Annotated in this window: 9 protein-coding genes; 4 read left to right on the forward strand and 5 right to left on the reverse strand. The window is 68.7% G+C overall.

The window, feature by feature from the left end:
* Nucleotides 1-179: 179 nt before the first annotated feature.
* The 3 genes from ABD974_RS11410 to ABD974_RS11420 are packed head-to-tail and all read right to left on the reverse strand — an operon-like array spanning nt 180 to nt 2,839.
* Nucleotides 180-872, reverse strand: coding sequence for a methyltransferase domain-containing protein (locus ABD974_RS11410; RefSeq protein WP_345303438.1), 693 nt, complete (start codon nt 870-872; stop codon nt 180-182).
* The gene (locus ABD974_RS11415) at nt 869-1,537 is read right to left on the reverse strand and encodes an SGNH/GDSL hydrolase family protein (RefSeq protein WP_345303511.1); all 669 of its coding nucleotides are present in this window, start codon (nt 1,535-1,537) and stop codon (nt 869-871) included. The genes ABD974_RS11410 and ABD974_RS11415 overlap by 4 nt, the downstream gene beginning before the upstream one ends.
* 39 nt (nt 1,538-1,576) lie before the next feature.
* Nucleotides 1,577-2,839, reverse strand: coding sequence for an aminotransferase class I/II-fold pyridoxal phosphate-dependent enzyme (locus ABD974_RS11420; RefSeq protein ID WP_345303439.1), 1,263 nt, complete (start codon nt 2,837-2,839; stop codon nt 1,577-1,579).
* Nucleotides 2,840-2,940: 101 nt separating this feature from the next.
* Here ABD974_RS11420 and rsgA point away from each other — a divergent pair, with 101 nt between their 5' ends.
* Together rsgA and ABD974_RS11430 are read left to right on the forward strand one after the other, a co-directional pair.
* Nucleotides 2,941-4,065 (forward strand): ribosome small subunit-dependent GTPase A, encoded by a 1,125-nt coding sequence (rsgA, locus tag ABD974_RS11425; RefSeq protein ID WP_345303440.1) that lies wholly within the window; start codon nt 2,941-2,943, stop codon nt 4,063-4,065.
* Between the two features lie 126 nt (nt 4,066-4,191).
* On the forward strand, nt 4,192-5,457 hold the full coding sequence (locus ABD974_RS11430) for a peptidase MATCAP family protein (RefSeq protein ID WP_345303441.1): 1,266 nt from the start codon (nt 4,192-4,194) through the stop codon (nt 5,455-5,457).
* Nucleotides 5,458-5,478: 21 nt separating this feature from the next.
* Here the strand turns inward: ABD974_RS11430 and ABD974_RS11435 are convergent, their stop codons facing one another.
* Nucleotides 5,479-6,846 carry a hypothetical protein gene (locus tag ABD974_RS11435; protein WP_345303442.1) on the reverse strand — a complete coding sequence of 456 codons (1,368 nt, stop codon included), beginning with the start codon at nt 6,844-6,846 and terminating at the stop codon, nt 5,479-5,481.
* 164 nt (nt 6,847-7,010) lie between these two features.
* Here ABD974_RS11435 and ABD974_RS11440 point away from each other — a divergent pair, with 164 nt between their 5' ends.
* Entirely contained in the window at nt 7,011-9,302 is a 2,292-nt protein-coding gene (locus ABD974_RS11440; RefSeq protein ID WP_345303443.1) for an NADP-dependent malic enzyme, read from the forward strand.
* Between the two features lie 239 nt (nt 9,303-9,541).
* Here ABD974_RS11440 and ABD974_RS11445 read toward each other — a convergent pair whose 3' ends face one another.
* Nucleotides 9,542-10,036 (reverse strand): REP-associated tyrosine transposase, encoded by a 495-nt coding sequence (locus tag ABD974_RS11445; RefSeq protein WP_345303444.1) that lies wholly within the window; start codon nt 10,034-10,036, stop codon nt 9,542-9,544.
* 434 nt (nt 10,037-10,470) lie between these two features.
* Between ABD974_RS11445 and aceE the strand changes: the two genes are divergently transcribed.
* On the forward strand, nt 10,471-13,161 hold the full coding sequence (aceE, locus tag ABD974_RS11450; protein ID WP_345303445.1) for a pyruvate dehydrogenase (acetyl-transferring), homodimeric type: 2,691 nt from the start codon (nt 10,471-10,473) through the stop codon (nt 13,159-13,161).
* Nucleotides 13,162-13,286: the final 125 nt, after the last annotated feature.

Consider the following 13,286-nt stretch of genomic DNA (forward strand, 5'->3'; position numbering starts at 1 on the left):
AGCGCCGGCTTTCAACAGCCGAAGGCTGGTCAAGGCGCGAGGCCCGCGCTGGAATCGGTACCGCGAAGCGCGCAATCCGGGCACTCCGTACAGGGATTCGGATTGCATTCGGCAGCATCATTTCGATGTCGCGGGCTTCGCGCCTGCCGGCGCTCCTGCAAAAGCGCTCGGAACCGCTGTTATCCGCGCTGTGCCACGATCAACCAATTGTTGAACGGCGTGTTGCCGTACAGCGGCGCGGATTCCACCTGCAGGCCGGCGGCTTCGAGCGGCGCGCGCAGGCGATCGAGCGTGGGCCAGCTGCGCGGGCGGAACTGCATCCAGCCGATCCACTGCGCCATCCGGTCGGTGGTGCGCGAGGTGCGCGCGCGGCCGCTGTCGTCGTCGATCGCGCTGCGGATCACCAGCCGCGCGCCCGGCGTCAGCATCGCCGCGGCGTTCGCCAACAGCGCGCGCTGCGCATCGCTGTCGAGATATTGCAGCACGTCGAGAATGGCGACGCTGCCGCGATGCGCGGGCAGGCCGCGGGCGAGATCCATCACCTCGAAGCGCACGCCCTCGAAGCCGCGCTTTTCCGCCGCGCGGCGGGCGCGGGCGATCTTCGCCGGATCGTTGTCGACGCCGACGTAGTCCAGCGGATGCGCGTCGTGGCGCAGCGCGTGCGCGAGCAGGCCGAGGCCGCAGCCGAGATCCAGCAGCGGCGCATCGCACCCGCGCAGCGCGGCGAGCACGCCGGGATACAGCGGATCGCTGCCGACCTTGCCGCGGACGTAGTAGTAATCGAAGCGGTTGCCGAACGGATGCGGCGGCAGGAACGCTTCGGCGATCCGGCGCGCGTCGCTGCGCGCGAAGGGCGCCGTGGTGCCGCTCATGGCGACGACGTCCGGCGCAGCAGGTCGCGCACGACCGGCAGCGCGAGCCGCGCCCATTCGGCGTACATCGCCGCGGACGGATGCAGACCGTCGTCGGCCAGCATCGCGGGCTCGGCGCCGCGGGCGCGGCTCACCGCGGCGATGTCGACGAAGGCGACGCCGCGGGCCGCGCAGATCCGCGCGGCCGTCGCGTTGTAGGCATCGAGTTCGCGCGCGATGGCCGCGGTGTCGCGGCCGCTGCGCGCGGCGAACGGGGTCACGCCCCAGTCGGGAATCGCCAGCACGAACACGCGGTCGGCGCGGCCGCCGGCGAAACCGATGGCGCGTTCGAGCAGCGCGGAGAATTCGCGCGCGTACTCGTCGACCCCACGGCCGCGGTACTGGTTGTTCACGCCGATCAGCAGACTGACCAGGCCCCAGTCGCGGCCGAGCGGTTCGGCCGCGTCGATGGCCGCGGACAGCTCGTCGGTGGTCCAGCCGGTGGTGGCGATGATGCGCGGGCCGCCGACGGCCGCGCCATCGAGCACGAAGCCATCGGCGCGCAGCATCGCCGCCAGTTGCATCGGCCAGCGTCCCGCTTCGTCGACGCTCTCGCCGATGGTGTAACTGTCGCCGAGCGCGAGGTAAGCGATCGGCGCGTCGCCGGCGACGGGGCCGCCGAGCATCGCGGCCAGCATCGCCGGAACGGCGCCGGCGAGCATGCGTCAGGCCACCGCGACGCGCGTGGACGCGGCCGCATCGGCGCGACGCTGCAGCACGCGCTCGATCCGCGCGAACACCTCGCGCAGCACCGGCGCTTCCGGCAGCAGGGTCACGCGGAAATGATTGCGCTCGGGCACGTTGAAACTGGAGCCCGGCACGATCAGCACGTCTTCGGTTTCCAGCATCTCCAGCGCGAAGGCGTGATCGTCGAAGCCCTTCGCGGCGTCGCCGACCACCGCCGGGAAGCCGTACAGCGCGCCGGCTGGGGCGACCAGCTGCAGGTGTTCGCTGGCGTCGCAGCAGTCGATCAGCGCACGGCGGGTTTCGTAGAGACGGCCGCCCGCCGCCGTCAATGCACTGATCGTGTCAGTGCCGTGCAGCGCGGCGTCGATCGCGAACTGGCCCGGCACGTTCGCGCACAGGCGCAGCGCGCCGAGCAGATCCATCGCATGGTGGAAATCGCCGCTGCGCAGCGGATCGCCGCTCAGCACCGCCCAGCCCACGCGCCAGCCGCAGGCGCGATGCACTTTCGACAGCCCGCCGAACGAGAGGCAGGGAATGTCGCCGGCCAGCGGCGCCAGGGGCTCGAACGTCGCGTCGTCGTAGAGGATGTGGTCGTAGATCTCATCCGCCATCAGCAGCAGGTTGTGCTTCGCGGCGATCGCGACGATGCGTTCGAGGATCTCGCGCGAATAGGTCGCGCCGGTCGGATTGTTCGGGTTGATCAGCACGATCGCGCGGGTGCGCGACGAGACCAGCTGCGCGATCTCGTCGGGATCGGGCAGGAAACCGTTCTCGGCGCGGCAGCGGTAGTACACCGGGCGGCCGTCGTTGAGGATGGTCGCGGCCGACCACAGCGGATAGTCCGGCGACGGCAGCAGCACTTCGTCGCCCGGGTTGAGCAGCGCGCGCAGGCTGAGGTCGATCAGTTCGCTGACGCCGTTGCCGACGAACACGCGCTCGGGCGACGCGTTCGGCGTGCCGCGCTGCCTGTGGAACGCGGCGATGGCTTCGCGCGCGGCCGGCAGGCCCTGCTGGTGGGTGTAGGGATCGGTGTCGGCAATGCGGTCGGCGATGGCGCGCTGCAGGTGCTCCGGCGCGCGGAACCCGAAGGCGCCGGGGTTGCCGATGTTCAGCTTGATCTGCTTCCGGCCCTGGGCTTCCAGCTCCCGGGCCCGGCGGGCCAGTTCGCCGCGGATTTCGTAGCGGACTTCGGAGAGGCGTTCGCGGGTCTTGAGGCTGGGTTTCGCGCTGGAGGAAGACATCGTGTCGGAAAGGCGGAAAAAGTCGCGAAAGACTAGCGGAAATCGCCCGGGTCCGCTGCCGCGGCATAGAATCCGGGCATGAACGCCGCCCGCCGCCCCGCTTGAACACCCCCGCCCCCGACCTCCGCGCCATCGGCTGGCCCGATGCCGGGGACGCGACGCCCGCCGCAGACCGCGCCGGCGCCCTGGCCGCCCATCCGCAGGCCCGCCCGGCCCGGGTCATCGAACAACACCGCTCCGGCTACGTGGTCGCCGAGGCCCCCGGGCACGCGCTGACCGTGGAATCGCCGCCGGAGTGGATGCGCCGCCGGTTCCCGCCGCAGGACCGCGCCGCGGTCGGCGACTGGGTGCTGATCGAGGACGCGACCCCGCGGCCGCGGATCGTGGCCCTGCTGCCCCGGCGCAGCACGATCAAGCGCGCCGCCGCCGGCGAGCACTACCAGCAACAGCTGATCGCCGCGAACATCGACACCGTGTTCGTGGTCTGCGGCCTGGACGCCGACTTCAACCCGCGCCGGATCGAGCGCTATCTGCTGCTGATCCGCGGCGGCGGCGGCACCGGGCCCGACGCGCCGGAGGCGGTGGTGGTGCTGACCAAGGCCGACAAGGACGGCAGCGACGCGGACGCCTCGCTGGCGGCGCTGGCCGAGCTGGCGGCCCAGGGCATCGTCGCGGTGGCGGTGAACGCCAAGGACCGCGACAGCGTCGCCGCCCTCGATCGCTGGCTGGGCCCCGGCCGCACCGCGGTGCTGGTGGGCTCATCCGGCGCCGGCAAATCGACGCTCACCAACACCCTGCTCGGCATCGAGAAGATGAAGACCAGCGAAGTGCGCGAGAGCGACGCCCGCGGCCGCCACACCACCACCTACCGCACGCTGATCCCGCTGCCGTCCGGCGCCTGCCTCATCGACACGCCCGGCATGCGCGAGCTGAAGCCGACCGGCGAGGAAGACCTGGCCGACGGCGGCTTCGCCGACATCGAAGCGCTGGCCGCCGAGTGCAAATTTCGCGACTGCCATCACGCGAAGGAACCCGGCTGCGCGGTGCGCGCGGCTCTCCAGGCCGGCACGCTCGATGCGGCGCGGTTCGCCAATTACCTGAAGCTGCGCGACGAAGTCGCCGGCGCCGCCCATCAGCTCGCGACCCGGCTGGCGCAGAAGTCCGACGCCCGCGTGCAGGGCAAGGCGCTGAACAAGCGGCTGGACGAAAAATATGGGAAGCATTGACGCCCCGCCGCCCGCTTTCTGTCATCCCGAGCGCAGCGAGGGACCTGCTGTTTCATTTTTTCGCGACCACAGCAAAAGCAGGTCCCTCGCTGCGCTCGGGATGACAGGCAGCAGTACAGGACCGCGATGACCCCCGACGCCGCCCTCGCCCACCACGCCGCGCTCGATGCGCGGATGACCGCGGCGGTGCGCGGCATCCGCCTGCTGGAAACCCTGAGCTGGCCGGCGAGCGCGCAGGAGACCTTCCTCGCCGCGTGGAAGATCGGCCGCATCCACCTGCCGAAGATCGACTATCCGAAGGACGACTACGCCGCGGTGCGGACGGAACTCGACGCGGTCGCGGCCGGCGCCGATCCCGACCACCCGCTCGGCCAGTACCTGCAGCGCACCGCCGAGAGCTGGCGCATCGCCACCCGCCTGCTCGACGCCGCCGGCAGCCATCGCGTCACCGCGTACTCGACGCGACTCTACGGCCGCCCCGTGGAGATGCTGCCCGGCGATGGCCCGACCAACTTCGAGGCCGCCGAGCACTTCGTGGCGCTGGCCGACGACCTGGACCAGGAGCTGCGCGCGATCGAACCCGACGCCGTGATGGCCGCCGAAACCGTGCGCGACGAGCTGCAGCGCGACGTCGACGCCTTCTTCGTCGACCACACGGTCACGGTCGAGCTCGACCCCGGGCTGATCGCCAAGGCCGCCGCCAGCCCGACCCGGATCCGGGTCCGCACCAACACCGGCTTCAGCGAGTACGACCGCCACCAGCTCCTGGTGCACGAAGCCTTCGTGCACACGCTCACCGGCATCAACGGCCGCGAACAGCCGCTGCTGAAATCGATGGCCCGCGGCGCGCCGCGCACGACCGCGACGCAGGAAGGGCTGGCGACCTTCGCCGAACTCATTTCAGGCTCGATGGACATCGAGCGGATGAAGCGCATCAGCCTGCGCATCGTCGCCATCGACATGGCGATCAACGGCGCCGACTTCGTGCAGGTGTTCCGCTTTTTCCTCGACGCCGGGCAAACGCAGGAAGACAGCTTCGCATCGACCCAGCGCGTGTTCCGCGGCGCCCCGCTCGGCGGCGGCGCGGCGTTCACCAAGGACACCGTGTACCTGCACGGCCTGCTCAGCGTGCACACCTTTTTCCGCTGGTGCCTGCGCCATCGCAGACTCGCCGTCGCGCGGCAGCTGTTCGCCGGCAAGCTCGCGCTGGAGGACGTGTTCGCGCTGCAATCGATGTTCGACGCCGGCGCGATCGCCATGCCGCACTATCTGCCGCCGTGGATGCAGCGCGCGAACGGTCTGGCCGGGATGCTCGCGTTCTCGCTGTTCGCGAACAAGATCCGCCTCGACCGCGTCGACGCCGACGATCTGGTGCTCGGATTGGGCGTGTGAGAACGCCGGCGGCCGGGCCGCTCAGCGCAACGGCACGAGTCGCCCGTCCGCTTCGACCCTGTAATCTGCCGACGCATCCACCGACGCATCCGCCGCGACCAGCACCACCCGTGCGCCGATCGGCACCCCGCGATAACGCGGAATCTCGTGGGTCAACCGCTGGAAGATCCACGCGCCCGCGTCCGGCGCGACCCGCAGTCTGACCGGATGGGCCGGCGCGGCGGCCACCGCGGCGGCCAGCGCCGGCGAAAACACCGACTGGATCGTGCCGACGCGATGGATCAACCGCATCACCATCGCACCGTGGGCCAGCGCCAACAGCGCGGTGAGCACCACCAGCGCGCGCGACGATCGCGGCATCGCCGGCCAGCCCGCCGCAAAGCACATCGCGGTCCAGGCCGCCCAGGCATAACCGTAGTGGTTCCAGCTCGCGCCCAGCGGCAGCACCGGCAACAGCGCGGCGATGCCACCGACCAGCGCCAGCGCCAACAGGCGCCATCCGCCGCGCGACAGCGCGAACAGACCACCGAGCCACAACAGTGCCGCGATCGCCAGCCCGATGCGCCCGCCTTGCGGGAACGTCGCGAAGGTCTCCGGCACGTGCAGCAGCGGCGCGAACAGCTGGTATTCGAGCCAGCGCAGCGGCGGATGCGCGAGGCTCAGCGCGTACTGCGGGCCCTGCGCCACGGGTTGCAGCAGCGCCTCCAGGCGCAGCAGCAGATAGACCGCCGCCACGACCGCCGACGACACCATGGCGAACCGCCAGACGCGCCTGCGCCGATCGAACCACCAGGCCACCGCGAGCATCGCCGGAATGGCCATCGCCGCTTCCTTGGCCAGCAGCGCCGACGCCGTCAGCACGACCGTACCGGCCACCACCCACCCGGTGCGGACGCGCGCGGTCGCCAGCAGCCCGATGCCCAGCGCGCAACTGCTCCAGATCAGATCGCCGAGCGTCCCGACCCAGCCATGCACCAATGCGGCGAAGGGGCCCAGCGCGAACACCAGCGCCGCCGCGGCCGCCGGCAATGGCGCCACGCCCAGACGCCGGCCGAGCACGGCCAACAGCATCGCGTTGACGCTGCCCCACAGCACGCAGACCGCGTGGAACGCCTGCGGGTCGTCGAACAGGCGATGCGACAGCCACAACCACAGATTGAAGGTCAGCGGCCGGTACTGATACGCATCGACGGCCGTCCACGGAAACCACGGCAGCGGCGCTCCCGCCGCCACATCCGCAGCGGCCGCCCACTGCAGTTCGTCGTGGCTGAAATAACCGGGATTGAGCAGCAGCGGTATTTGGCCCAGCAGCGCCAGCAACAGCACCATCCACATCAGCGCGTTCGGCGACGACGACAAGCGGGCGATGTACGAACGGCGGACCGGCATGCGGTGTCTCCTCGGGCAAGCCGGATTCTGCGCGATCCGGAGGCCGCGGCGCGAATCCCGCGCGCGCATCCTGCGTCGACCATCCGCCCCCGCACGGCGGAGTGCCTGGGTTGCGGCTAGAATCGATGGCCCTGACCCGACTCCCGGCGCGGCGCCGCATCACGATGTCCGACCACAACGATCCGAATCAGTCCGACCTGAAGCAGTCCGCCCTCGACTATCACCGCCAGGACCCGCCGGGCAAGATCAAGGTCGCGCCGACCAAGCCCCTCGTCACCCAGCGCGACCTCGCCCTCGCCTACTCCCCGGGCGTGGCCTACGCCTGCGAAGCCATCGTCGAAGATCCCAACGCCGCCAGCGAAATGACCGCGCGCGGCAACCTGGTCGCGGTGATCACCAACGGCACCGCGGTGCTCGGTCTCGGCGACATCGGCCCGCTCGCCGGCAAGCCGGTGATGGAAGGCAAGGGCGTGCTGTTCCAGAAGTTCGCCGGCATCGACGTGTTCGACATCGAAGTGAACGAGCGCGACCCCGACAAGCTGGTCGACATCATCGCCTCGCTCGAACCGACCTTCGGCGGCATCAACCTCGAAGACATCAAGGCGCCGGAGTGCTTCATCGTCGAGCGCAAGCTGCGCGAACGCATGAACATCCCGGTGTTCCACGACGACCAGCACGGCACCGCGATCATCGTCGGCGCCGCCGTGCTCAACGCGCTGGAGATCGTCGGCAAGAAGATCGGCGACGTGAAACTCGCGACCTCCGGCGCCGGCGCCGCCGGCATCGCCTGCCTCGACATGCTGGTCGCGCTGGGCATGAAGCCGGAGAACATCCTCGCGGTGGATCGCGACGGCGTGATCTACGCCGGCCGCCCGCATCTCGACCCCGACAAGGCCCGCTACGCGCGCGACACCGACAAGCGCACGCTCGCCGACATCGTGGTCGGCGCCGACGTGTTCCTCGGCCTCTCCGCCGCCGGCATCCTCAAGCCGGAGATGGTCGCGACGATGGCGGAACGGCCGATCATCCTCGCGCTGGCCAATCCGAATCCGGAAATCCTGCCGATGGAGGCCAAGGCGGTGCGCCCGGACTGCATCATCGCCACCGGCCGCAGCGATTATCCGAACCAGGTCAACAACGCGCTGTGCTTCCCGTACATCTTCCGCGGCGCGCTGGACGTGGGCGCCACCGAGATCAACGAAGCGATGAAGCTCGCCTGCGTGCGCGCGATCGCGCAGCTGGCGCGCATGGAAGCCTCCGACCTCGGCAGCGCCTACGGCGGCGACGTGCCGTGCTTCGGCCCCGACTACATCATTCCGCGCCCGTTCGACCCGCGCCTGCTCACGGTGCTGGCGCCGGCGGTGGCGCGCGCGGCGATGGATTCCGGCATCGCCCTGCGGCCGATCCTGGACATGGCCGCCTACACCGAGAAGCTGGCGCAGTTCATTTACCGCACCGGCCTGTTGATGAAGCCGATCTACGACCGCGCGCGCAGCGATCGCAAGCGGGTCGTCTATGCCGAAGGCGAAGAGGAAACCGTGCTGCGCGCGGTGCAGACCGTGATCGACGAAGGCCTGGCGCGGCCGATCCTGATCGGCCGTCCCGACGTCATCGACACCCGCATCGAACGCCTCGGCCTTCGCATGCGCGCCGGCGTCGATTTCGATCTCACCAACATCAACGACGACCCGCGCTTCAACGAGTACTGGCAGCAGTACCACGCCATGACCGAACGCCGCGGCGTCACCCCGGCGGCGGCCAAGAACCTGCTGCGCTCGCGCCCGTCGCTGATCGCCGCGCTGATGGTGGAGCGCGGCGAAGCCGACGCGATGATCTGCGGCCTGGTCGGCCGCTTCCACAAGAAGCTCGGCTACCTGCTCAGTGTCTTCAATTTCGACCGCGGCGTCACCGGCACCGCGGCGATGACCGGCGTGATCAACGATCACGGCGTGTGGTTCTTCCTCGACACCCACGTGCAGGTGGACCCCAGCGCCGAACAGATCGCCGAAGCGACGCTGATGGCGAGCTATCGCCTGAAGCTGTTCGGCTTCGAGCCGAAGGTCGCGCTGCTGTCGCATTCCAACTACGGCAGCCACGAGAACCCCAGCGCGGCGAAGATGCGCCAGGCCTACCGGCTGATCCGCAAACGCGCGCCGCGGCTCGAAGTCGACGGCGAAATGCAGGGCGACACCGCCTGGGACGAAGTGCTGCGCAAGCGCATGTTCCCCAACACCACCCTGCACGGCCGCCCCAACCTGTTCGTGCTGCCGAACCTCGATGCCGCCAACATCACCTACAACATGGTCCGGGTGATGACCGACGGCGTCGCCATCGGCCCGATCCTCATGGGCCTCGACCAGCCCGCCCACATCCTCACCCCCGCCTCCAGCCCCCGCCGCGTGGTCAACATGACCGCCATCGCCGCAGTGGATGCGCAGATTCGCGGGTTGAGGTAGCACGACGGCAGGCTGTCGACGGCTCCGGCGAGGGCGTCCGCTGTTCGTCGCGACTTCCGTCGCTCCCACAGGGGCTGGCGGCGGAATCGCGGCGACACGACATTTCGCGCGCTGTCGCTTTACGAAGCACGCTGTGCGAGTCAAGGCGTTCAACGAACCGCGACGACCAACCGGCAGCCCCTGTGGGAGCGACGGAAGTCGCGACGAACCACCGCGCACACCCCGCAAGCCGCGCCACCTCAGCCGATCGGATCGTCGATGTCATCCACCGACCACGCACATCCCCAGTACGGATAGTCGGCGACGCACTTCACCAGACCCGCACGCATCGGATTCGCCACCACATATCGCGCAGCCGCCAGGAGATTCTCATCGCTTCGCAGGGCACGATCGTGATATCCGCTCATCCACACCGAGCCATATCGACCGCCGACCGTGTTCGCGATCCCGGCCGTCACGCATTTCACCCGCTTCATCAGTACAGCCAGCGATTCGCTCTGGCCGAGTTCAATCAGCGCATGCAGATGATCCGGCATCAGCACCCAGCAGAGCATCCGCGAATCACGCCATAACCGTACGCTGCCGATCGCGGCCGCCACCGGTACGGCATGGCGCGCATGTGCGGATCGTCGTTCGCGTGCATGGCAGACGGTCGTGACCAGATAGTGTCGACCTGCGGCGGACCGACGGCCGGAGCGCAATGCCCGGGCTCCGGGTGTGGTGAGGATATCCATGCCTTCAGTGTTTCCGGTCGATGCCGTTGGCGATCTCGGCGAATACCGCGATGTCTTGTCGGTGTTTTCCTGGTCCATGCGTCGTTGAAGTTCGCCGGCAGCCTGTCGCGACTCCCGTCGCTCCCACAGGGTTATTCGTAGGAATTGCGACGACTCGATGCGCCGCGCACCGTCGCTTGCGAAGATCCCCGCGCGAGTCACGGCTTTCGACGAACCACGACAGACATACCGCCAGCCCCTGCGGGAGCGACGCAAGTCGCGACGAACAACCGCGTTCCCTCCGCACCACCACCCACCGAAATCGATTTCCTGCCCGGATCGCGCCCACCGCACGCCCCCGTACGGGGAAGCGCCATGGGCCGCTGCTAGAATCCCTGCTCTAACTTGACGATCCCCCATCGAAGCGGCCCCGGGCCGCGCGCGGAGCCCACGGCATGAGCTGGTTGAACGAACTGCTGCAGAACGACCCCGACCCCACCGAGACCCGCGAATGGGTCGAGTCGCTCAAGGCGGTCATCGATACCGACGGCCCCGGCCGCGCGCACCAGCTGCTGGAAGGCATGGTCGAACTGACCCGCCGCGCTGGCGCCCACCTGCCGTTCGCGCCGACCACCGAATACATCAACACCATCCCGTCGCATCTCGAACCGCGGATGCCCGGCGACCAGCACATGGAATGGCGGATCCGCTCGATGATCCGCTGGAACGCCATGGCCATGGTGGTGCGCGCCAACCGCAAGCCCGGCGACCTCGGCGGTCACATCGCCTCGTTCGCCTCGTCGGCCACGCTCTACGACGTCGGCTTCAACCACTTCTGGCGCGCGCCCAGCGCCGACCACCCCGGCGACCTGATCTGCGTCCAGGGCCACAGTTCGCCCGGCATCTACGCCCGCGCCTTCCTCGAAGGCCGCCTCACCGAATCGCAGATCGACCACTTCCGCATGGAAGTCGACGGCCGCGGCATCAGCAGCTACCCGCATCCGTGGCTGATGCCCGATTTCTGGCAGTTCCCGACCGTCTCGATGGGCCTCGGCCCGATCGGCGCCATCTACCAGGCGCGCAACTGGAAATACCTCGAAGGCCGCGGCCTGATGCCGAAGACCGACCGCAAGGTCTGGTGCTTCCTGGGCGACGGCGAATGCGACGAACCCGAAAGCCTGGGCGCGATCTCGGTCGCCGGCCGCGAAGGCCTCGACAACCTCGTCTTCGTCGTCAACTGCAACCTGCAGCGCCTCGACGGCCCGGTGCGCGGCAACGGCAAGATCATCCAGGAACTCGAAGGCCAGTTCCGAGGCGCCGGCTGGAACGTCGTGAAGACGGTCTGGGGCAGCTACTGGGATCCGCTCCTCGCCAAGGACAACACCGGCCAGCTCAAGCGGCTGATGATGGAAACCGTCGACGGCGAATACCAGAACTGCAAGGCCTTCGGCGGCGCCTACACGCGCGAGCATTTCTTCGGCAAATACCCGGAGACCGCCGCGATGGTCGCGAACCTCAGCGACGACGACATCTGGCGCCTCAACCGCGGCGGCCACGATCCGCACAAGGTCCACGCCGCGTACGACAACGCGATGAAGACCACCGGCATGCCCACCGTCATCCTCGCCAAGACCGTGAAGGGCTACGGCATGGGCGCGTCGGGCGAATCGCTCAACCCCACGCACCAGACCAAGAAGCTCGACGACGACGCCGTGCGCGCCTTCCGCGACCGCTTCAAGATCGACATCCCCGACGAGCAGTTCAAGGACGGCGCGGTGCCGTTCTTCCATCCCGGCGAGAAATCGCCGGAAGTCGAATACATGCTGGAGCGTCGCCGCGCGCTGGGCGGCTTCCTGCCGCAGCGCCGCCGCAAGAGCACGCAGACGCTGGAAGCGCCGAAGCTCGAAGTCTTCGACCGCCTGCTGAAATCCAGCGGCGACCGCGAGATCAGCACCACCATGGCCTTCGTGCAGGCGTTCAACGTGATCCTGCGCGACAAGCAGGTCGGCCCGCGCTGCGTGCCGATCGTCGCCGACGAAGCCCGCACCTTCGGCATGGAAGGCCTGTTCCGCCAGATCGGCATCTACGCGCCGGAAGGCCAGAAGTACAAGCCGGTCGACCGCGACCAGCTGATGTACTACCGCGAAGACGCCGCCGGCCAGGTGCTGGAAGAAGGCATCACCGAATGCGGCGCGTTCTCGTCGTGGATGGCCGCGGCCACCAGCTACAGCACCAACGACCTGCCGATGCTGCCGTTCTACATCTACTACTCGATGTTCGGCTTCCAGCGCATCGGCGACAGCGCCTGGCAGGCGGCGGACATGCGCGCGCGCGGCTTCCTGCTGGGCGCCACCGCCGGCCGCACCACGCTCAACGGCGAAGGCCTGCAGCACGAAGACGGCCACTCGCACCTGCTGGCCGGCGCCATCCCGAACTGCCGCGCCTACGACCCCACCTTCGGCTTCGAGGTCGCGGTGATCCTGCAGCACGGCATGCAGCGCATGCTCACCGAGCAGCAGGACGAGTACTACTACCTCACCCTGATGAACGAGAACTACGCCCACCCGGACATGCCCGAGGGCGCGGCCGACGGCATCATCAAGGGCATGTACCTGCTGAAGGACGCCGGCAAGCCGAAGAAGGGCGAGCTGCGCGTGCAGCTGCTCGGCAGCGGCACCATCCTGCGCGAAGCCATCGCCGCCGCCGAACTGCTGGACAAGGACTTCGGCGTCACCAGCGACATCTGGTCCTGCCCCAGCTTCACCGAACTGCGCCGCGACGGCTTCGACGCCGAACGCTGGAACCGCCTCAACCCCGAAGCCAAGACTCCGCGCAAGGCCTACGTCACCGAACTGCTGGAAACCCGCCAGGGCCCGGCCGTCGCCGCCACCGACTACGTCCGCGCCTTCGCCGACCAGATCCGCGCCTTCGTCCCGATGCGCTACACCGTCCTCGGCACCGACGGCTTCGGCCGCTCGGATACCCGTGCGAACCTGCGCCGGCATTTCGAAGTGGACCGCTACTACATCGCCCACGCCGCGATCGACGCGCTGGCGAAGGAAGGCAAGATGACTGGGAAGGATGTGGCGCGGGCGATCAAGCTGTACAAGATCGATGCGGAGCGCGCCAATCCAGCCACAGCGTGACTCGATCAATCCAACATGCCGCGCGAGAAGCGTTTTTTGAAACAAGTAGAAAAAACTAGCAGCTTCGCAGCAGGCGTCCAACGACAGCGAATAAATCAACTTATATAGAACGACAAAAGGGGCGT

Source organism: Lysobacter hankyongensis, assembly GCF_039543145.1.
GTDB classification, from domain to species: Bacteria; Pseudomonadota; Gammaproteobacteria; order Xanthomonadales; family Xanthomonadaceae; genus Lysobacter_I; species Lysobacter_I hankyongensis.